General features: G+C 70.4%; 18 protein-coding genes and 1 tRNA gene. 14 read left to right on the top strand and 5 right to left on the bottom strand.

The features are described from left to right. Positions 1-77: 77 nt before the first annotated feature. Positions 78-1,469, bottom strand: a complete 1,392-nt coding sequence (locus HNV26_RS22645; protein WP_171443116.1) for a dihydrolipoyl dehydrogenase family protein — start codon at positions 1,467-1,469, stop codon at positions 78-80. Between the two features lie 501 nt (positions 1,470-1,970). Here HNV26_RS22645 and HNV26_RS22640 point away from each other — a divergent pair. From HNV26_RS22640 to HNV26_RS22610, 7 genes are all read left to right on the top strand, one after another. Continuing rightward, positions 1,971-2,333 (top strand): ribosome-binding factor A, encoded by a 363-nt coding sequence (locus HNV26_RS22640; RefSeq protein WP_011550424.1) that lies wholly within the window; start codon positions 1,971-1,973, stop codon positions 2,331-2,333. Next, on the top strand, positions 2,330-3,487 hold the full coding sequence (locus HNV26_RS22635) for an RtcB family protein (RefSeq protein WP_171443115.1): 1,158 nt from the start codon (positions 2,330-2,332) through the stop codon (positions 3,485-3,487). The genes HNV26_RS22640 and HNV26_RS22635 overlap by 4 nt, the downstream gene beginning before the upstream one ends. A 205-nt stretch (positions 3,488-3,692) precedes the next feature. After that, positions 3,693-3,766 (top strand) — tRNA-Gln (locus HNV26_RS22630). A gap of 61 nt (positions 3,767-3,827) precedes the next feature. Further along, a complete protein-coding gene (locus HNV26_RS22625) occupies positions 3,828-4,355 on the top strand; it encodes a non-proteolytic archaemetzincin-like protein (RefSeq protein ID WP_171443114.1) in 528 nt (175 codons plus the stop codon). A 90-nt stretch (positions 4,356-4,445) separates the two neighbouring features. Continuing rightward, positions 4,446-5,408 carry a TolB family protein gene (locus HNV26_RS22620; RefSeq protein ID WP_171443113.1) on the top strand — a complete coding sequence of 321 codons (963 nt, stop codon included), beginning with the start codon at positions 4,446-4,448 and terminating at the stop codon, positions 5,406-5,408. 132 nt (positions 5,409-5,540) lie between these two features. Then, the gene (locus tag HNV26_RS22615; RefSeq protein ID WP_171443112.1) at positions 5,541-6,065 is read left to right on the top strand and encodes a DUF6484 domain-containing protein; all 525 of its coding nucleotides are present in this window, start codon (positions 5,541-5,543) and stop codon (positions 6,063-6,065) included. Between the two features lie 183 nt (positions 6,066-6,248). Further along, positions 6,249-6,719, top strand: coding sequence for an ankyrin repeat domain-containing protein (locus HNV26_RS22610; protein ID WP_171443111.1), 471 nt, complete (start codon positions 6,249-6,251; stop codon positions 6,717-6,719). Between the two features lie 96 nt (positions 6,720-6,815). Here the strand turns inward: HNV26_RS22610 and HNV26_RS22605 are convergent, their stop codons facing one another. Then, a complete protein-coding gene (locus tag HNV26_RS22605) occupies positions 6,816-9,023 on the bottom strand; it encodes a (Fe-S)-binding protein (RefSeq protein ID WP_171443110.1) in 2,208 nt (735 codons plus the stop codon). 547 nt (positions 9,024-9,570) lie between these two features. Between HNV26_RS22605 and HNV26_RS22600 the strand changes: the two genes are divergently transcribed. The 5 genes from HNV26_RS22600 (at position 9,571) to HNV26_RS22580 (ending at position 14,781) form a co-directional block, all read left to right on the top strand. After that, positions 9,571-9,732, top strand: coding sequence for a hypothetical protein (locus HNV26_RS22600; RefSeq protein ID WP_171443109.1), 162 nt, complete (start codon positions 9,571-9,573; stop codon positions 9,730-9,732). A gap of 264 nt (positions 9,733-9,996) precedes the next feature. Further along, positions 9,997-11,244 carry a vWA domain-containing protein gene (locus HNV26_RS22595; protein ID WP_171443108.1) on the top strand — a complete coding sequence of 416 codons (1,248 nt, stop codon included), beginning with the start codon at positions 9,997-9,999 and terminating at the stop codon, positions 11,242-11,244. 199 nt (positions 11,245-11,443) lie between these two features. After that, on the top strand, positions 11,444-13,768 hold the full coding sequence (locus tag HNV26_RS22590; RefSeq protein ID WP_171443107.1) for a protein-disulfide reductase DsbD family protein: 2,325 nt from the start codon (positions 11,444-11,446) through the stop codon (positions 13,766-13,768). 46 nt (positions 13,769-13,814) lie between these two features. Further along, the gene (locus HNV26_RS22585) at positions 13,815-14,396 is read left to right on the top strand and encodes a thioredoxin family protein (protein ID WP_171443106.1); all 582 of its coding nucleotides are present in this window, start codon (positions 13,815-13,817) and stop codon (positions 14,394-14,396) included. 148 nt (positions 14,397-14,544) lie between these two features. Next, positions 14,545-14,781, top strand: coding sequence for a hypothetical protein (locus HNV26_RS22580; RefSeq protein ID WP_090490897.1), 237 nt, complete (start codon positions 14,545-14,547; stop codon positions 14,779-14,781). A 113-nt stretch (positions 14,782-14,894) separates the two neighbouring features. Here HNV26_RS22580 and HNV26_RS22575 read toward each other — a convergent pair whose 3' ends face one another. Further along, the gene (locus tag HNV26_RS22575; protein ID WP_171443105.1) at positions 14,895-16,325 is read right to left on the bottom strand and encodes a DHA2 family efflux MFS transporter permease subunit; all 1,431 of its coding nucleotides are present in this window, start codon (positions 16,323-16,325) and stop codon (positions 14,895-14,897) included. A gap of 165 nt (positions 16,326-16,490) precedes the next feature. On the opposite strand from HNV26_RS22575, the gene HNV26_RS22570 reads away from it, so the two are divergent. Both HNV26_RS22570 and HNV26_RS22565 read left to right on the top strand, forming a co-directional pair. Next, positions 16,491-16,784, top strand: a complete 294-nt coding sequence (locus HNV26_RS22570; protein WP_171443104.1) for a UBP-type zinc finger domain-containing protein — start codon at positions 16,491-16,493, stop codon at positions 16,782-16,784. Positions 16,785-16,855: 71 nt separating this feature from the next. Next, positions 16,856-17,158 carry a hypothetical protein gene (locus tag HNV26_RS22565; protein ID WP_253816918.1) on the top strand — a complete coding sequence of 101 codons (303 nt, stop codon included), beginning with the start codon at positions 16,856-16,858 and terminating at the stop codon, positions 17,156-17,158. A 1-nt stretch (position 17,159) separates the two neighbouring features. Here the strand turns inward: HNV26_RS22565 and HNV26_RS22560 are convergent, their stop codons facing one another. Next, the gene (locus tag HNV26_RS22560; protein ID WP_171443102.1) at positions 17,160-18,077 is read right to left on the bottom strand and encodes a S1C family serine protease; all 918 of its coding nucleotides are present in this window, start codon (positions 18,075-18,077) and stop codon (positions 17,160-17,162) included. A gap of 12 nt (positions 18,078-18,089) precedes the next feature. Then, on the bottom strand, positions 18,090-18,983 hold the full coding sequence (locus HNV26_RS22555) for a S1C family serine protease (RefSeq protein WP_171443101.1): 894 nt from the start codon (positions 18,981-18,983) through the stop codon (positions 18,090-18,092). Positions 18,984-19,063 lie beyond the last annotated feature (80 nt).

The following is a 19,063-nucleotide window of genomic DNA, read 5'->3' as shown; positions in this document are numbered from 1 at the left end:
CTCCGTTGCGTGCGCGGGGGTGGGCAGCGGCACCATTCCACGCCCACCCCCGCGCACGCAACGGAGGGGGCGGCGCGTTAGAGGCCGTACGCCTCCAACAGCTTCAACCACACCTCGCTCATGGTGGGGAACGACGGCACCGCGTGCCACAAGGTATCGAGCGGAACCTCTCCCGCCACGGCGATGGTGGCCGCATGGAGCATCTCTCCCACCTCCGGCCCGGTGAACGTGGCGCCCACGAGCACCCGGCGCTTCTCGTCCACCACCCACTTCACGGTGCCAGTGAGGCCCTTGCCCACCAGCGACGTGCCGGACACGTCCTGGAGCTGCTGCTCCACCGTGCGCACCGGCAGCCCGGCCTCGCGTGCCTTGGCCTCGGTGAGGCCCACGCTGGCCACCTGCGGGTGGGTGAAGATGACTTGCGGGGTGGCCTTCGCGTCCGCCCAGGCTCTTGCCTGTTTGCCCGCGATGACGTCGCCCACCATGCGGGCCTGGTACTTGCCCATGTGGGTGAGGAGGTTGCGGCCATTGGTGTCGCCGCACGCGTAGAGCCAGCCGCCGTCCACGCCCTTCGCGCGGAGCTGGTCATCCACCTCCACGGGCTTGCCGCCCTCGAGCCCCACCGTCTCCAGCCCGATTCCTTCCGTGCGGGGCACGCGGCCCATGGCCACCAGGATTTCGTCCGCGACGACCTGCTCGCCGTTGGACAGCGTCACCGTCACCTCGCCCTTGCCGCCGGGCCGCTGGACGCGCGTCACGGTCATTCCCAGCAGCACGCGCGCGCCGGCCTCTCGCAGCGCCTGGGCCACCTGCTCGCTGGCGAAGGGCTCCGCGCGGGACAGCAACCTCTTTCCGCGCTGCACCAGCGTCACCTCGGAGCCCAGCGAGCGCCATGCCTGGGCCAGCTCCACCCCGACCGCGCCGCCGCCCAGCACCACCAGCCGTTTGGGCACCTGCCTGGCTGCGGTGCCCTGGCGGTTGTCCCAGGGCTGGGCGTCCTTCAGCCCCGGGATGTCCGGGATGCGCGGATGGCTGCCGGTGGCCAGCACTACGGCTTTTCGGGCCTCCAGCTCCCGCGCGGCGCCGTCCTTGTTCTCCACGCGCACCTTGCGCGGGCCCGTGAGCTTGCCGGTGCCCCGCACCACCTTCAGCTTCGCGCCCTCGGCCCACTTCACCTGGGAGTCGTCCTGGTAGTTGTTGACCATCGAATCCCGGCGGGCCAGCACCGCGCGCGCGTCGATGCCCTCCTGGAGCTTCTCGCGGACGCCGGCGGCATGCTCCGCCAGCCACCGCGCTTCGCTCGGGCGCAGCAAGGCCTTGCTGGGGATGCAGGCCCAGTACGAGCACTCGCCGCCGAGCAGCTCATGCTCCACCAATGCCACTGACAGCCCGGCCTCCGCGGCGCGCGCACCGGCGACCTCACCCGCGGGGCCTGCCCCAATCACCACCACGTCGAACGCTTCCGCCATGTGCCTTCACCTCGTGCCCGCTGCGTAGCGCGGCGGCGGGCCATGCCCACGGCCGCGTTGAGACGCACGTCCGCTGCTGGAAAGTGAGGGTGGCCACCCGCCGACACCGGACACAGGGCACGGGCCCCAGGGGTGGCTGGCTGTCAGGTCTGTCCGCGTCCTGCCGTCCGGGGCTGTCGCTTGACGCGGGCAGGGGGCGGTTACATCTTGCCTGCGTAGCATCACGGTCCGCGCGGGAGTCACGCACGCGGCGGGAGGTGTGCCATGGGACGTGTCTTGAATGGAGTCTCGGGTCGCTCCGCGCTGAACGTGCTGAACCGGTCGGGCCGCCTCCCTCGCTGAGCGGGACGGAGCGCGCTTCCAGAGCCTGGGATTCGGCATGTGCGCGGGGCTTTTGCCTCCGTGCAATGGGCCGGCGTGTGTCTCGTGCGTCGCTGACGGCTTTGAAGCCGGGAGCGCACGAGGGGCACGCGCGGCCTTCTGGGAACCGTTCGTCCTCTCATGTCCTCTTCCAGGAATCGCCGTACCTCGGCATCGCGCCATCTGCGCGTGCAGTCCCATCTGTCCCAAGAAGTCTCCCGCACCTTCCGGGGTGAGCTGTCCGACCCGAGGCTTGAAGGCGTCGCGCTGACGTCCTTCGAGCTGTCGCCGGATGGCCGCCTCGTTCGCATCGGCTACACCGTCACGCCCGAAGCCGCGGCTGCCGGCCTTCGTCCCCTGCAGGCGGCGCTCGAAGGCGCCAGCGGCTACCTGCGCTCGCAGCTCGCGGAGCACCTCGACCTCAAGCGCGTGCCGCAGCTTCGCTTCATCTACATCGGCGTCTCGGAGCACACGCCCGGAGCGGCGGAGGAGGGCGAGTCATGATGCCCCGTCTCCTTCCGCCCGCGCCGGGCTGCAGGCCCATCCTCGTCTGGGCCCGAGCGCTGCCTCCCGGCGCGGAGAAGCAGCTGCGTCACATCGCTTCCCAGCCCTACGTCGTGGAGCACGTGGCCGCCATGCCGGACCTCCACGTCGCTTCCGGCATCGCAGTGGGCACCGTCTTCGCCACGGAGCACCACGTCGTACCGGGGGCCCTGGGCGGAGACCTGGGCTGCGGCGTGAGCGCCTGGCGTTTCCCACTCACCTCGGGCCCTCCCGGACGGGACGTGCTGGAGCGCGTGCTGACTCGGTTGGCCGAGCGCATCCCCGTGGGGGACGCCGCCCACCGGGGCCGGGGGCTGCCCTTGCCCCCAGCGCTGGAGTCACCGCCCCTGTCCACCCAGAAGCTGCGCCATGCCTGGGAGCGGCTGGCGCCCAGACACCTGGCGACGCTCGGGGGCGGCAACCACTTCCTCGAACTGGACCGGGATGCGGACGGGGCCCTCTGGCTGCTGCTGCACACCGGCTCGCGGGGCGTCGGCGCGGCCATCGCGGACCACCACGGGCGGGTGGCCCGGGCGCTCGGGGAGGGCGGCTTGCCGGCCCTGGACATCCACACCGCCGAGGGCGCCGCCTGCCTCGCTGACACGCAGTGGGCCTGCCGCTTCGCGCTCGCCAACCGGGAGGCCATCGCCGCTCGCGCGCTGGTCGTCCTGGAGGAAGCCCTGGGCGTGGCCGCCGACCCCACGTCGGCCGTGGACGTGCACCACAACCACGTCGCCCAGGAGGAGCACGGGGGCCGCCTGCTGTGGGTCCACCGCAAGGGCGCGGTGGGGCTCCAGGCCGGCCAACGCGGGCTCATCCCGGGGTCCATGGGGACGGCGTCCTACGTCGTGGAGGGCCGGGGCGAGCCGCGTGCCTTCCGCTCCTGCTCACACGGGGCGGGCCGCGTCCTCACCCGGGCGGAGGCGCGGGCGCGCATCCGCCCGGCCGCGCTGGAGCACGTGCTGCGCCGCGTGGTGTACGACAAGGGGCGCGCCGCCGCCCTGGTGGAGGAGGCGCCCGCCGCCTACCGCGACATCACCGAGGTGCTGGAGGACGAGGCCGACCTCGTCCGGCCGCTCCTGCGCCTGACGCCGCTCGCCGTCCTCAAGGGCTGACCGGGAGGGCCGCTCCTGGCGAGAATCCGGGGGCGGCTTTACTCCAGGTGTAGTGGGAGAGTGACAATGCGCCCGGCTCCGGCCGTCACCGGGGCCCGGGCGAGGGGTCCAGTGGCTGACATTGCAGAGAACCGCGTCAGGGGAGTTCCCCGCACCCGTCGGGATGCCGTACACTCGGACACCAGAAGTACACGAGAGAACCTGCTGGGGCGTCGTCTAATGGCAGGACATCAGACTTTGACTCTGAGTATCAAGGTTCGAATCCTTGCGCCCCAGCCACTCCGCTCCGGGGGGACGCGGTAGCCATGCGTCCGTCCCGTGCATGAAGGACGGTGGGCCGATGCCGCAGAAGACACTCCTTCTGGTCTCCGTGGGTAGCCCGCCAGTCTCTCTCTTGAGGGACTTGCAGGACCCGCTGGCGGCGCAAATGGGTGTCGCGGCCGTGGTGTCGAAGACGGTATTGCCGACGCCCGCCTACGCCTTCAACAAGGACCGTGGCCAGTATCACTGCAACGCCATCATGCGGCGGCTGACGCCCATGCTGGAGCCCGGCCAGTTCGCCGTGTTGGGCATCTCCGACGTGGACCTCTTCGTCCCGGACTCGCCTTTCGTCTTCGGGGAAGCGGACCGCGAATCGAAGACGGCGGTGATGAGCCTCCATCGCCTGGCCCAGGGCGCCGCCAGTGACATGTTGCGGCGCCGCGCGCAGGTGGAGGTGGTGCACCAGGCGGGACACCTGCTCGGGTTGTCCTACTGCGAGGACCCGCGGTGCGTGATGTTCTTCGCGCAGACGCCGCAGGACTGCGACCGCAAGCAACTGTCGCTCTGCAACCTCTGCCGCAACGAGCTCCAGAAGCTCAACCGCTGACCTTGACCGTGCGTTGAATCACCCGTGGCGCGTTGACGTCAGTCCCGGTGCGCTCTGTAGTACGGGGCTCTCTATCGGCCGGGAAGCGGAGTGATGACGATGACGGGCAAGCGGAGGTTCCTCGGAGCGGTCTTGGCGGTGGGGATGTTGGGGGGCTGCGAGCCCCTGGACGACGGCGGCGGCGGCGGCATCGGGGACGTCCTCTTCACCCGCGGCTTCGCCTTCGTGCGCGAGGACGACCGCAACGTCTTCGTGGTGGACGACAACGGCGACGCCAACAGCCCGCAGCGGCTGACCAGCGTGGGCGGCGCCTACTGGCCTTCCGTGTCGCGTGACGGCCGCAGCGTGGTGTTCGTCCAGCGCAGCGGCGGCACCACCTCGCTGCTGACGGTGCCCACCTCGGGCGGCACGCCCTCCACGCTGTTCCGGGCGAATGATTCGACGTGCGCGCGCGGCTGCTCCAACTTCCGCACGCCCACCTTCAGCCCGGACGGGCGCAGCGTCGTCTTCGTCTTCTCGCCCGGCAACAGCTCCCAGACGGCGCTGGCGCGCATCAACACGGACGGCAGCGGCTTCCAGGAGCTCACGCCCAACAACGTCATCGCCTACGGCGCGCCGTCTTTCCTGCCCAACGGGAGCGCGGTGCTGGCGGGCGCGGGCAGCGGGCTGAACCAGCTCGACCAGCTTGCGCACGTGCCGCTCAACGGTGGCACCATCACCTACTCTTCCCTGAGCGCGGGTGTGCAGTTCGTGGAGAACCGCGTGGCGGTGTCTCCGAACGGCTCCCAGGTGGCGCTGGATGGGCGCCTGTCCTCCGGTGGCACGCGTATCTTCGTGGGGCCGTTGTCGGGCTCGAACGTGGGGGCGCTCCAGCGCGTCACCGTCGGCGGGACGGGCGAGGAGTCGTGGCCGAGTTGGACGGGCGCCAGCCAGTTGGGCTTCCTCATCAGCGCTGGCGGGAGCGACACGGGCATCTACCGCGCGAACCTGAGCACCGGCTCGGTGTCGCTGGCGGTGCCCAGCGCCACGGAACCGTCCTACGGGCCGATTTGACCTGGAGCCGCTGACCTCGGACCCGGTGGGGTGGCGCCAGCGCCGCCCGCCTGGCGTCCGAGGGAAGGGGGTTCGGGCCTGATTCGCGCCGTGGGGGGCGCCTGCGGTACCCTGACGCATGGAGATGCTGGCATGAGCGTGTCACCCGACAGCAAGCCCCTTGCCTCTGGCGCGCAGTCCCCGGAGCCCATCCTGGGGAGCCGGGCCGGCCATCTGGTGGGCGTCGATGCCAGTGGCGCGGTGCTCGTGGATTTTCCGGGGAACACCTCGGGCCCGGTGGTCGCGCGGCTCGCCGTCGTCGTGGAGCCGAAGGCGCTCCAAGCCGCCGTCGCCCAGCGGCAGAAGGCGGTGCTCCTCTTCGAGAACGGAGACCCCCGGCTGCCCTTCGTCATGGGGCTCATCCAGGAGCCCAGCGCCACGCCGCTGTTGGACGCGTTGCTGGAGTCACCCCCCCCAGAAGCCGCGCTGCGCCCGACAGAGGCCCATGTCGACGGCAAGCGCGTCGTCATCGAGGGCCAGGACGAAGTCGTCCTCAAGTGCGGTGAGGCCAGCATCACCTTGCGCCGCAACGGCAAGGTCATCGTGAAAGGCACCTACCTGGAGTCGCGCGCCACCGGTACCCACCGTATCAAGGGCGGCACGGTCGAAATCAACTGACGCTCCGGGCGTAAGGCGACCTGCGTGGACGCCACGTCCAGCACGACGCGGCATGGGCCGCCGAGGGGCGGGGTGCATGGCTTCCCTGCCGGGCGCCGTGCTTGTGAGCCAGGGCGCCGAGCGCCCGGGGGCAACTGGCGTCCCAGCGCGCGAGGCGCGATGCTGCCGCGCGGAGGTCTGACGATGTCCCTCTTCGATGCCGTGCTGGCGGGCGACCGTGACGCCGTGGAGTCCCACCTGTCCGCTGGAGCGGACCCGAACCCCTTCGACGCGGAGGGGCGCACGCCGCTGATGGCCGCGGCCCGCGCGGGGCGAGCGGACCTGGTGCAACTCCTCCTGGAGGCGGGAGCGGACCCCGAGCTGACGGACAGCATCGGCGAGTCCGCGCTCATCATGGCCGCGGCGCACGGGCACCCCGAGGTCTGCCAGTGGCTGATGCCTCACGCGCGCGCGGATGACCAGGACCTGGCCCGCACGCTGCTCTCCGGCCTGGGCATCACCGACCTGCGCTTGGACGCGCCGCCTCCTCCGGACAACAGCTTCCGCCGCAAGCTCGCCTCCGCGGGGGCGTATGTCTCCGGCAAGCTGGGGGACGACGGCGCCACGAAGCGGCTGGAGCGCGTCCTGCGCTCGGAGAAGCAGCGCAAGCCCTGAAACGGCGAAGGCCCGGGGCTTCACGGTGGAAGCCTCCGGGCCCTAGTCTGAAGCGAAGCGGGCGGGCCCTTCATCGGGCCCGCCGCACCGCTGGCGCTACTCCGGCTTGGCGCTCACCGTGGCGCTGGGGGCCACGGTGCCCACCGCGCCGCTCTTGGTCTCCAGCGCGTCGGCGACCAGCTCGGTGATGTCCTTGATCTTGATGTTCTCCTCGCGGCCGGTGTCGTTCACCGCGTCGGAGAGCATCGTGGAGCAGAACGGGCACGCCACCGCGACGATGCCGCTGCCGCCCTTCTCCTTGTAGTCACCCACCTGGCCCGGCTTCTTCTTGTCCGCGGCGTTGGGGTAGGGCGTGGTCGGGTCCTCGGCGTGCTTCAGCGTGAGCGCGGCCTCGTTCAACCGGTTGTGGTTGATGCGCGTGCCAATGTGCTCCTCCATCCACATGCGGCCGCCGCCGGCGCCGCAGCAGAAGCCCTCGCGCTTGCTGCGCTGCATCTCCACCACCTCGAGCCCGGGGATGCTGTTGAGCACCTCGCGGGGGGCGTCGTAGACGCCGTTGTGGCGGCCCAGGTAGCAGGGGTCGTGGTAGGTGAGCTTGCTGTTCATCACCGCGGAGAGCTTGATGCGCTTCTCCTTCAGCAGCTCGTTGATGAGCTGCGTGTGGTTGATGACGCGGTACTCGCCGCCGAACTCCGGGTACTCGTTCTTGATGGTGTTGAAGCAGTGCGGGCACTGGGTGATGACGGCCTTCACGCCCATCGAGTTCCACGTCTCGACGTTCGTCTTCGCCATCGTCTGGAACAGGTACTCGTTGCCCATGCGGCGCGCGGAGTCGCCGTTGCACATCTCCTGCTTCGACAGCGTGGCGAAGCTCACGCCCGCCTCGCGCAGAATCTTCACCAGCGCGCGGCTGACCTTCTTCTGCTTGTCGTCGTAGCTGCCCGCGCAGCCCACGAAGAAGAGGTACTCGTAGGGGCCGCCGTCGTCACCCCACGTGGGGAGCGCCAGGTCCTCCGCCCACTCGTCGCGCCGGTCCTGGCCCAGGCCCCAGGGGTTGCCCTGGCGCTCGATGCCCTCGAACACGCGCTGGATTTCGGGGGGGAACTCCGCCTTCACCTGCACCTGGTAGCGGCGCATGTCGATGAGGCGCGGCACGTTCTCGATGAACACCGGGCAGGCCTGCTCGCACCAGCCGCAGCTCGTGCACGCCCACACCGTCTCCGCCGACAGCGCGCTGCCGACGATTTCAGGCAGCGGCTCCTTGATGCCATTGGGGCCGTAGCCTTCCTCCACCCACTGCTCGTTGTCCCAGAGCCAGTGCTTCAGGTCCTGGTTGACGCCCTTGTGGGTGAGCGGCTTGCCGGTGATGTACGTCGGACAGTGCGTCTGGCAGCGGCCACACTCCGTACAGGAGTAGAGGTCCAGGCCCTGCTTCCACGTCAGGTCCTTCACCGTGGCGGTGCCGAACTCCTCCTTCTCCAGGTCCGGCGTGGGCAGCTTGCCGGTGGAGTGGGTGCGCTGGAAGAAGACGGTGGGCAGGCCGGTGATGATGTGGAAGTGCTTGCCGATGGGCAGGAAGTTCAGGAACGCCAGGATGATGACCAGGTGAACCCAGAAGCCGGCCACGCCCACCACGTGCGCGGCGGTGGCGCCCAGCGGCATCATCGCCAGGCCGGTCAGGCTGGTGAACGGCTCCCACCACACCAGCGCGGCGGGGGACTGGGGCACTTGCGCGGCGCCCACCTGCGCCTGCGCGGCGTGCGCGGCCACCATGTGGCTGCCGCCGAACAGGAACTCGGAGACCATCAGCCCGCCGATGAAGCACAGGATGAGGTACGCCTCCCACGACGGCGTCAGGCGGTCCGGCTTCACCTTCCAGCGGACCCAGATGTAGTAGGCCACGCCCAGCAGGGCCAGCGCGGCGACCACGTCCTTGGCCAGCAGATAGACCTTGTAGATGAAGAGCAGCGCGGATTGATCCGCCCAGAACGGGTGGCCCAGGTCTGTCAGCACGTCCAGCGCCGTGGTCGAAAACCCCATGGCGAAGAGCATGACGGTGCGCAGGGCCAGCACCATGAAGGCCGCGTAGATGAGGACGTGGAACAGGCCCGGCGTGAACTCCTCCGGGTCCACCAGTCGCTTCTGGCCAAGACCGAAGCGCACCAGCTGCGCCACGCGGAAGGGGATGTTGTCGAGCCGGTTCTCCTTCTTCATCGCGAGCAGGACGCCCACGCGACCGGACATGGTCATTACGAAGATGGGAATGGCGAGGGCTAGCAACAGGCCGGTGATGATGGGACTCATGGGACTCCGAGGACCTCTCGGGCGCCGCAGCGGATGGGCCCGGGCTGCCGCGTCGCGGCAATTCTTGAGTGCACTTCAACCCTAACAGGGGTGATTCTCGAATCAAGCACCCTGCTGCCCCAGGTGTCCTTCACTGGAGAACGCGGCCCGGGTCCACTGGGGAGTGAGCGGCCATCGCACGGATTTACCAGTGGCGGACGGCAGCCAGGCGCCCTTTGAAAATGCCCGGGCGTAAACCGCTGTGGGGGTTCCTTTCTCGGGCCCAGGGCTTACCTTGTGCGATTGCCACGGGCACTATCTGACGCCTGAATGTTCGTAACTGCCTGTAAATACGAACACTCCTCGCTGGAGGGCAGGCAGGCAGGCAGCCGGACGACATGGCCTTCAGAACTTTGAGACCCCAAGGGCTTTACAACGCGAGGCGACATCCCCAACATGGTCGGTAAATCGGTCAACGATTGATGGAGCGGGCCTCGCATGGGGCGAGCCCGGGTCGACCGAAGCGGGATGCCTCCCTTCACCTGGGTGGCCTCCAGAGGAGCCGGCGATGGTTCACGATGACACCACGTACATGGACGATGAAGGTTTGCCTTATGTGGATCCGCGGCCGGAAGGTGGCGTGGAGTCTTCTGAGGCCGACGAGGGCGCGCCCGGCCGCCGTTGGGGCTACTCCGAAGAGTCGTGGGGCGGCTGGACTGCGGCCGAGTGATTCGCGGCCCCCGCGGCCGGTGGACGCGCGGGGGCACTAGCGGTAACCGGGGCAACCGACGCCCGCGTGGTGGCTCCCCTGGGTGAGCCCCCGGGCCCCCTTGCTCCAAAGCACGACTCCCGACATTCTCAGACCCCGCAGCCTGCCCGTGAGCGCCCCCCGCTCCCGTGCGTTGTGGCCCATGAGACTTCCGGCATCGGGGGCGGTCCGCTCTCGCAGATTGATTCGCGGCACAATGCCTCGTGCGACCACGGGGGAGTACGTATGAAGCAGACGGCCTGGGCAGTGGAGCGTGACGCCGAGCATGGCCGCGAGGTGCTCCTCCTCGTCACCCTGGAAGCCGACGCCGACGCCCCCCGCGCACCCGTGGCCATCAACCTCGCTTTGGATCGCAGCGCCTCCATGCGTGGCGTGCCGCTGCTCGCCGCGGTGCAGGCCGCCCAGGCGCTCGTGGAGCGCGCCAGCCCACGCGACTACCTGGGCCTGCTCACCTTCGACGCCGAGCCCGAGCAGGTCCTCCCCATGCGCGCCATGGACCCCAACGCCCGCGCGCAGCTCCTCAAGGTGCTCGCGCGCCTGGAGTCCGGCGAGGGGACCGCCCTGCACGAGGCCGTGGAGCGCGCCTCGGAGTCCGCCCGCCGCGTGCTCGTGCCCGGCGCCCGGCCCCAGGTGCTGATGCTCACCGACGGCGAGCCCTCGGTGGGCCCGTCGCAGCTCGCCGAGTTCAAGACCCAGGGCGCCCGCATCGCCGAGTCTGGCGTCATGCTCCACGCGCTGGGGCTGGGCCGCCACTACCTGCCCGACATCCTGGAGGCCCTCACCAGCCCCTCCGGCACCGGCTTCGTGCACGTGGATGACCCGGAAGGTCTGCCCATGGCTGTGGGCCAGCTGGGCGCCGAGCTCTTCGGTGAAGTCGTCGCTGACGCGCGCGTGCACGTGCTGCCCACGGGCTTCGCCGACGTCCGTTGCCGCCACCGCTACCCCTCGCGCGTGGAAGGCGACGCCATGAGCGCCACCCTGGGCGCCATCTCCCAGGCCTTCCCGCGCCGCGTCCTCTTCTCGGGCATGTTGAGGGACGCGGAGTGGAACCTGGGCGTGTCCACGTCCTACTCCGAGCGCGGCGATACGCGGCGTATCAGCGTGCCAGTGACGCGTGTGCTGCCCGACAGTGACGCGGGCCGCTTCGTGCGCGCCGTGTCCGCCGAGCTGGACCTGGTCGCCGGTGAAGCCGCCGCGTGGAAGGCCCTGGGCCGCCGTCACCAGGACGCCGCGGAGCGGGCGCTGGAGGCCGCGGACGTCGCCCTCTACAAGCTCGCGCGGCTCGGCTCGGCGGAGGTGCCCGCGCAACGCCACGTGGAGCGGCTGGCGGATCTGCGCCGGGTGATGGAGCGCCGTGCAAACAAGCTCCCCGCGCTGGTGATGCGGCGCGCACACTCCGAGGTCTCCCGCATCACCATGAGCCGCGTGGGCCCCGCGGCGCCCGCGCTGCTGCCCTGGAAGACCGAGGACTGACGCCCGTCGCTCGGCTGCCGTTGTGGGTTCATGACGTTACCTCTGTGACGCTGTAACCCCTCCTGTCCGGACCGTCCGCCTGGGAGTGGGCGTGGCGCGTCATGTGAGGGGAATGCCCGCCTGCCCGAATGGTTCACTGTGCTCGGAGGCGCGTGTCTGCCGCTGGCGGGCCGGCCTCCTCTGGGTTAACGGGAGTCGCATGACGCATCAGCAGTCCAAGAGGCTCGGCGTGGTTGGTGGAATCGGACTGCTGCTGGTGGCGGCGGTCGCGTGGGCGGACCTCCCCGCGTCAGCGGTGGCATCGAGCGCGCCGGACGAAGGCGACCCTCGCATCGAGGGTGCCCTCCTGGTGGACGCCACCCAGGTGAAGCCGGGAGACACCTTCCGCGTGGGCGTGCGCTTCCGGTTGGATCCGGGCTGGCACGTCTACTGGAAGAACCCGGGCGACTCCGGCCTGGAGACGGAAGTGGCGTGGGACACGCCCGGCGTCACCGTGGGGCCGCTGCAGTGGCCCTTCCCGGAGACGTTCCGCACGCCCGATGGCTTCATCACCACCCATGGCTATGACGGCGAGGCCATCCTCGTCGCCGACGCGAAGGCCGTGGAAGGTCCCTCCACGGGTCTGCTGACGGTGTCCGCCGCCGTGGAAGCGCTGGTGTGCGAGGTGCACTGCATCCCCGCGGAGCTGATGCTGACGCGCTCCATCCCCCTGGGGCCCCAGACGGTGCGCGACGCCGAGACGGCGGCTGTCTTCGACGCGGAGCTGGCCAAGGTGCCCCGTCCCGCCAAGGACAGCGGCCACGCGGCGACGGTGGCGCTGGATGCGCCGCAGCTCACCGCGGGCCAGGATTTCACCGGCACCCTCACCCTGACGGCCTCGGGCGGCGCGGCGGTGCCCGCGGTGGAAGGTGACTTCTTCGTCGCTGACCGCATCCCCGGCGTCGTGCGCGTGGGGTTGGCCTCGGACGGTCCGGGCCGCTTCAAGCTCAAGGGCAAGGCGGAGCCGGACGCGCAGGCGTCGGCGCCGGGCCTGACGGGCGTGATGCGCCTGGGCACGGCGGCCACGGGCTACCAGTACCTCGAGGTGACGGCGCCGCTGGCCCCCATGGTGGCGGCTGGTGGCGCGGCTGGGACGCCGGCCGCGGTGAAGCCGCCGTCGGTGAAGGACAGCATCGCGGCGGTGAAGCCGGTGGGCGCCGCCATCGCCACGCCGCCCGCGGCCGAGTCATCCATGGGCCTGGGGCTGGCGCTGGTGTTCGCCTTCTTCGGCGGCGCGCTGCTCAACCTGATGCCGTGCGTGTTCCCCGTGTTGGCGCTCAAGGCCTACGGCTTCACGCGCATGGTGCAGCAGGAGCAGGGCCGCGTCGGCGCGCACGCGGCGGCCTACGCGGCGGGCATCATCGGCACCATGCTGCTGCTGGCCAGCGTCGTGCTGGCGGTGCGCGCGGGTGGCGCGAGCGTGGGCTGGGGCTTCCAGTTCCAGGAGCCGCTCTTCGTCGCGGGTGTGTGCGCGGTGTTGGTCGCCTTCGCGCTCAACCTCTTCGGTGTCTTCAACGTGGGCCTGGACGGTACGGCGCTGGCGGGCAAGGTGGACCAGAGCCACGGCCTGATGCACAGCGCTGGCGAGGGCGTGCTGGCCGTGGTGCTGGCCACGCCGTGCTCGGCGCCGCTGCTGGGCACCGCGGTGGGCTTCGCCTTCGCGGCGGGCCCCGTGACGGTGCTGGCCGTCTTCACCGCGCTGGGCCTGGGGCTCGCGCTGCCCTTCTGCGTGCTGGTGCTGGTGCCCGGGCTGGCGAAGAAGCTGCCCAAGCCGGGCGCGTGGATGGAGCGCTTCAAGCAGGTGCTGGGCTTCGCGCTGCTGGCCACCACTGTCTGGCTGGTGTGGGTGATGGGCGGGCTGGCCGGCGTGGACGGCATGGCGCGGCTGCTGGCGTTCCTGGTCGCGGTGGGGCTCGTCACGTGGCTGTACGGTCAGGGGCAGGCGCAGGACGGCGTGCGCAAGCTGGCCACCGTGGCGGTGGCCGCGGGCGTGCTGGTGGCGTCAGGGCTGCTGACGCTGCGTTTCGATGACCAGGACGCCGTGGCGGCGCCTCGGCCCGGGTCCGCGGTGGCGCAGGCGCAGCCGTGGAGCACGGACGCGGTGAACGCGGCGCTGGCGGCGGGCCAGCCGGTGTTCATCGACTTCACGGCGGACTGGTGCCTCACCTGCAAGTTCAACGAGCGCACTGTGCTGTCCACCGACGAGGTGCGGGACGCCTTCACGAAGCACCAGGTGGCCTTCTTCATCGCGGACTGGACGCGCCGGGACGCGAGCATCACCACCAAGCTGGCCGAGCACGGCCGGGCCGGTGTGCCCATGTACCTGGTGCTGAGCCCGGGCGCCCCCGACAAGCCGGAGGTGCTGCCGGAGTTGCTCACGCCGGGCATCGTGACGGACGCCGTGAAGCGCGCGGCGGAGTGTGCACCCTCGAAGCTGGGCGACGGCGCGAACGTCTTCTGCGCCGCGGGTTTCCCAAGCCACTGAAGTCGTGCTGTCTTCCCCGCAGCCCCAAAAACTCTGGAGGAACGCCATGCAGCAGGTCTTCACTGCACTCGCGCTGGGCACGTTGTTCGTGGGGGCGCCCGCCCTCGCCGACGCGGAAGTTGGCAAGCCCGCGCCGACCTTCACGCTGAAGGATGAGTCCGGCAAGGAGCACTCGCTGGCGCAGTACAAGGGCAGGGTCGTGGTCCTGGAGTGGACCAACCCCGAGTGCCCCTTCGTTCAGCGGCACTACAAGAGTGACACGATGGTCACCACGCTGAAGGGCTTCGACGCGAAGAAGGTGGTGTGGCTGGCGGTGGACTCCACCGCGCACAACACCCCGGAGAAGTCTGCGGCGTGGAAGAAGGACGAGGGCTTCCCCTACCCGGTCCTCCAGGACGCGAGCGGCACGGTGGGCAAGTCCTATGGCGCGAAGACGACGCCGCACATGTACGTCATCGATGAGACGGGCGTTGTCCGCTACGCGGGCGCCATCGACGATGACCCGCGCGGCAAGAACGCCAAGCCGGCCAACCATGTGAAGACGGCGGTGGACGCGGTGGTGGGTGGCCAGCAGGTCCCGACGAGCACCACCACGCCCTACGGCTGCTCGGTAAAGTACAAGAGCTAGCGCTGGCTCGGCTGTGTTTGTTCCCGAAGGCCCTCGTCCCTGCTGGGACGGGGGCCTTCTGCTTGGGCGGCAGGCGACGGCGCCATGACAGGTGCCTTGTCCGGTGCGAGGGCGGTTCGGACCTTTCCCCCTGAAAGGGGAAATGACCATGGCCGACAACAAGGGCAGTCCGGTACGGGGCGACGAGCGGATGGACACGACGCGCCCGGAAGAACTGGAGCGCGAGGCGCGGCACCAGAAAGGCCCGGTGCGAGGCGACGTGACGGACGAAGACGTGGGCGAAGACCGCATCCTCCAGAAGGGGATTGGCGGCTACGGCGCTCAGAAGGGCACCGAGCCGGCGCGCGAGGCACCTCCGCTGAGCGACGACCACGGACGTCATTGAGGTGCGAGCCTGGGGACGGCCCGCACGCCGGCAGGGCCGCGAAGAAGCCATCCGGGGGCTGAGGTGCCATCCGGCGACGACGTCAGGGGCGCTCGTTGGACCCGCGCGGTGCGCTAGGCCCCGTGTTCCTGTTGCGCGGAGCTCGCGCGCCCGGCCTCGCGTGGAATCGTGAGCAGCGAGCACAGCGCTCCCACGGCACACAGGCCGGCGGACGCCCAGAGCGCACGCCGTGTGCCCACCAGGAAGTCCATGCCGGCGTCGCCAGCGAGGCCGCCCAGCAGCGGCAGCAGCGCCACCGCGAGCAAGCCGGCGATGCGGGCCACGGCGTTGTTCACGCCGGAGGCGATGCCCGCGTAGCGGTCCTCGACGGCGCCAAGCACCACCGCCGTGAGCGGGCCCACGGTGAGCGCCAGCCCCAGTCCCAGCACCAGGATGCCAGGCAGCACGGTGCTGACGTAGTCACCTCCGCGCTGGATGCGCGTCAGGAGCGCCAGCCCCACGCCCGCGAGCAGCGGCCCCGCCGTCATCAACGGACGCGCGCCGATGTGCCCCGCGAGCCGCCCCACGGAAGGTGAGAACAGGAGCAGCATCAGCGTGATGGGGAGCAGCGCCGCCCCCGCGCCGAGCGCCGAGTAGCCGAGTTGCTGCTGCAGGGCGAGCACCACCAGGAAGGTGGCGCCTCCGAGCGCGAAGTACACGACGAGCGTGGTGAGGTTCGCGCCGGAGAAGGTGCGCGAGTGGAAGAGGGTGAGCGGGAGCATCGGCTCCCGCTGCCGTGCCTCCAGGACGACGAACGCGGCCAGCAGGACGGCGCCTCCGGCCGCGGCGCCGATGGCCGCCAGGGGCCATCCGTGAGCGGGGCCTTCGATGAGCGCGTAGATGAGGCCACCCAGCCCGAGCGCCGCTGTCACCGAACCCGCGACGTCCAGCCCGCGCGCCCCTGCCTTCGGCGCGATGTCCGGCACGTGGCGCAGCGCCACCCACGCGGTGAGCGCGGCCAGGGGCACGTTGAGGAAGAAGACGAAGCGCCATGAGCCCGCGTCCACGAGCCACCCACCCAGCAGCGGCCCCACGGCCGTGGTGACGCCGGACAGTCCGGCCCAGGCGGACACGGCGCGTTGCCGGTCCTGAGGCGGAAACGACGTGCGCAGCAAGGCGAGGCTCGCGGGCACCAGCAGCGCGGCTCCCACGCCCTGCGCCGCGCGGAAGGCGGCCAGCGTCCAGGTGTTGGGCGCCAATCCGCACAGCACCGACGTGATGGTGAAGGCGAGCATGCCCAGCAGGAAGACGCGTCGCTGGCCCTTCACGTCGCCGAGCGCGCCCCCGGTGAGCACCAGGGAGCCGAGCGTGAGCAGGTACGCGTCCACGGCCCATTGGAGGCCGGACAGGCCCGTATGCAGCTCGCGGCCCATGGCGGGCAGGGCGACGTTGACGGCGGTGGAATCGAGGAACGCCATGCCGCTGCCCAGCACGCTGGCGAGCAGCACACCCCGGCCACGGGGACTGCCATAGGTGACGGTGGTGTCGGGGGCGTTGGTGGCCATGTGGCTCTACCGTGCGCCCGGGGCTCCGCGCGCGCCATCCGCCGCTGCGGGGTGGGGACGTGCCTCCAGTGGCTCGCCGTCCTGGCTGGTGCCCACTGAAGGGCCTCGCACCCAGTGCCTACGCTGTGGAGGGCACGGGTCGCCCCCGTCACGGAGAGGTGTCACATGGAGCCGATTTGCGAGCACATTCAACAGGCCGGAGACCCGCCTCCGCGCTCGCGAGGCTGCGAGGAATGTCTGGCCATGGGAGCAAGCTGGGTGCACCTGCGGCGCTGCCTGAGCTGTGGCCATGTGGGATGTTGTGATTCCTCGCCCAACCGGCATGCGACGAAGCACTTCCAGCAGTCGGCGCATCCCGTCGTCCAGTCCTTCGAGCCGGGGGAGGAGTGGGCCTGGTGCTACGAGGATGAACTCTTCACCGAGCACCGTCCGACGCCATCGCAAGACGCGCGGCTATGACGTGGGCTGTCATCCGCTATCATCCTCCGGGCCCGTTTCAGCTCGTGGGAAGAAAGGCGCGGCACCGCACCATGGACGCGTGGACTCTCGAAGGCGCGCGCATCACCGACCCGGACACGTTGAGCCGCCTGCGCGAGATGCTGGCGAACGAAAGCCCGCTCATCATCGAGCACCGCTTCTACCGGGAGACGCGCGCCCCGCACCGCTTCATCTGTGACGATGCCGACGTGCTGGACGAGTATCTCCAGGAGTCACGTCCTGGAGACTCGTTCTGCGTGTGGTCCTACAAGAGCCTCTGTCGGGGCGACAACCTGCTGCTCCAGGGGAAGATGCCGGACGCGCAGGGGCGGACGCCGCGCGGCGGCGTGGCCTGAGTCAGGCGGCCACGGGCTCGATGCGCGGGCGCGTCCGTGCCCGAGCCGTCTTGCGGCCACGGCCCTTGCGCAGCAGGTCCAGCGTCACCTCGTCCTCCGTGGCCAGCGCCATGAGCCGCTGGAGGTCGTCCACGCTGTTCACCGGCCGCTGATTGATGGCCAGCAGCAAGTCATCCACCTGGAGCCCGGCCTCGTGGGCAGGTGTCCCGTCCTGCACGCGGAGCACCTTCACCGCGCGGGACTGGCCGTTCTCCCGGGTGAGCCGTGCGTCCAGGTTCACCGCCGTCGCGGCGATGCCCAGGAAGCGCCGGTCCACCTTGCCGCGCTGGATGAGCAGGCCCGCAATCCACGCCGCCGTGGTGGCGCTCACCGCGAAGCCGATACCTTGCGCGTAGGGCAACACCAGCGTGTTGAGGCCCACCACCTGTCCTCGCATGTTGAGCAGCGGCCCCCCGGAGTTGCCCGGATTGATGGCGGCATCCGTCTGGAGCATGCCCTCCAGCATGACGCCGTCGGGCAGGCTGATACTGCGGTTGATGGCGCTCACCACGCCCAGCGACACGGACTGCTCCAGGTGGAACGGGTTGCCAATGGCCATGACGAGCTGGCCCACGCGCACCGACTCGGGCCCGGCGAGCGGCAGGGTGGGGAAGTCACCGCCCTCCGCGCGGACCACGGCCAGGTCGGTGGGGGCGTCGCTGCCCACCAGGGTGCCGCGCAGCTCCTCTCCGTTGGAGAGCTGGACGGTGAGCTTGCGTGAGCCGCGCACCACCACGTGGCGGTTGGTGAGGACGTAGCCGTCCGGTGTGAGGAAGAGGCCGGTGCCGTGGCCGCGTGCGTGCTCCACGCCCACGACGGCCGGCGAGGCATGTGCCACCAGCGACTCCAAATCATCCGAGAAGTGTTGCAGCAGTTTCATGGCGGCCTCCCTTCACGCGCGCTTGCCCACGGTGATGGGGACTTCGCGAACCTCTCCGGCGCGCAGGACGCGGACCTGGAGGGTGGTGCCCACCTTCTCGTCGCTCAGGGCGCCGAGCAGGTCCTCCACGCCGTGGAGGGGCTGACCTCCCAGACTCACCAGGACGTCTCCGAGCAGCAGCCCCGCGTCATGCGCCGGGCCGTTCGGGTCCACGGAGAGGCAGATGAGGCCGTGCTCGTTCCCCGTGCCCAGGTGTGGGGGCAGACGCACGGGGTAGGCGCCCACGCCCAGGTAGCCGCGCCGGATGCCCCCGTGTTCCTTCAGCGACGCAATCACGCGCGTGAGCGTGTCCGTGGCGATGACGACGGCGGCGGTGCGAGAGAAGGCGGCGCTGAGCAGCCCGACAAGTCGTCCCTCGGTGTCCACCAGCGCGCCGCCGGAGAAGCCGGGCGGGAGGTCGGCATCCGTCTCCAGGTAGCGCTCCACGCGGCCTCCGGCATGGGTGCGCCAGCCCTCGCCGTGGGTGCTGACCATGCCGAGCGTCGCGCGAGCCGTGCGGCCAGGGCGGCCCACGGCGATGACGAGGTGACCGACCTTCACGTCATCCAACGGCGCGGAGTTCAGCGGCGCGAGGCCGGTGGCTTCGGCCTTGAGCAGGGCCAGGTCGGTGCTGGCGTCGCGGCCGACGAACTCTGCGGAGACGGTGCGGCCATCCGGCAGGCCGATGGGGAGTCGGCCCTCGTGCTCCACGGCCTGGCTGGTGGTGAGGATGTGGCCCTCGGCATCCCAGACGATGCCGGTGGCGCCGCGCTTGCGCCGCGTCTCCACACGGACGATGCCAGGCGCGGTGCGCTCGACGACGGAGGCGAGGGACTGTGACAGCGACTGGAGGAGGCCGGTGGACATGATGTGTTCCTTTCGAGGCACAAGGTAAAGGCCTCGAAAAGGCGCCACATCGGCGGACCGGTCAGGTCGGGAACCTGCCC

Origin of the sequence: Myxococcus xanthus (assembly GCF_013116825.1) — a bacterium.
GTDB lineage: Bacteria > Myxococcota > Myxococcia > Myxococcales > Myxococcaceae > Myxococcus > Myxococcus xanthus_B.
This window is presented reverse-complemented; position numbering and strand designations above follow the sequence as displayed.

What these genes read in the sequence shown, in the direction of transcription:
- HNV26_RS22645 (WP_171443116.1), bottom strand. Translation starts at nt 1,469, where the DNA reads ATGGCGGAAGCGTTCGACGTGGTGGTGATTGGGGCAGGCCCCGCGGGT.
- HNV26_RS22640 (WP_011550424.1), top strand. Translation starts at nt 1,971, where the DNA reads ATGTCCTCTTCCAGGAATCGCCGTACCTCGGCATCGCGCCATCTGCGC.
- HNV26_RS22635 (WP_171443115.1), top strand. Translation starts at nt 2,330, where the DNA reads ATGATGCCCCGTCTCCTTCCGCCCGCGCCGGGCTGCAGGCCCATCCTC.
- HNV26_RS22625 (WP_171443114.1), top strand. Translation starts at nt 3,828, where the DNA reads ATGCCGCAGAAGACACTCCTTCTGGTCTCCGTGGGTAGCCCGCCAGTC.
- HNV26_RS22615 (WP_171443112.1), top strand. Translation starts at nt 5,541, where the DNA reads ATGAGCGTGTCACCCGACAGCAAGCCCCTTGCCTCTGGCGCGCAGTCC.
- HNV26_RS22610 (WP_171443111.1), top strand. Translation starts at nt 6,249, where the DNA reads ATGTCCCTCTTCGATGCCGTGCTGGCGGGCGACCGTGACGCCGTGGAG.
- HNV26_RS22605 (WP_171443110.1), bottom strand. Translation starts at nt 9,023, where the DNA reads ATGAGTCCCATCATCACCGGCCTGTTGCTAGCCCTCGCCATTCCCATC.
- HNV26_RS22600 (WP_171443109.1), top strand. Translation starts at nt 9,571, where the DNA reads ATGGTTCACGATGACACCACGTACATGGACGATGAAGGTTTGCCTTAT.
- HNV26_RS22595 (WP_171443108.1), top strand. Translation starts at nt 9,997, where the DNA reads ATGAAGCAGACGGCCTGGGCAGTGGAGCGTGACGCCGAGCATGGCCGC.
- HNV26_RS22590 (WP_171443107.1), top strand. Translation starts at nt 11,444, where the DNA reads ATGACGCATCAGCAGTCCAAGAGGCTCGGCGTGGTTGGTGGAATCGGA.
- HNV26_RS22585 (WP_171443106.1), top strand. Translation starts at nt 13,815, where the DNA reads ATGCAGCAGGTCTTCACTGCACTCGCGCTGGGCACGTTGTTCGTGGGG.
- HNV26_RS22580 (WP_090490897.1), top strand. Translation starts at nt 14,545, where the DNA reads ATGGCCGACAACAAGGGCAGTCCGGTACGGGGCGACGAGCGGATGGAC.
- HNV26_RS22575 (WP_171443105.1), bottom strand. Translation starts at nt 16,325, where the DNA reads ATGGCCACCAACGCCCCCGACACCACCGTCACCTATGGCAGTCCCCGT.
- HNV26_RS22570 (WP_171443104.1), top strand. Translation starts at nt 16,491, where the DNA reads ATGGAGCCGATTTGCGAGCACATTCAACAGGCCGGAGACCCGCCTCCG.
- HNV26_RS22565 (WP_253816918.1), top strand. Translation starts at nt 16,856, where the DNA reads ATGGACGCGTGGACTCTCGAAGGCGCGCGCATCACCGACCCGGACACG.
- HNV26_RS22560 (WP_171443102.1), bottom strand. Translation starts at nt 18,077, where the DNA reads ATGAAACTGCTGCAACACTTCTCGGATGATTTGGAGTCGCTGGTGGCA.
- HNV26_RS22555 (WP_171443101.1), bottom strand. Translation starts at nt 18,983, where the DNA reads ATGTCCACCGGCCTCCTCCAGTCGCTGTCACAGTCCCTCGCCTCCGTC.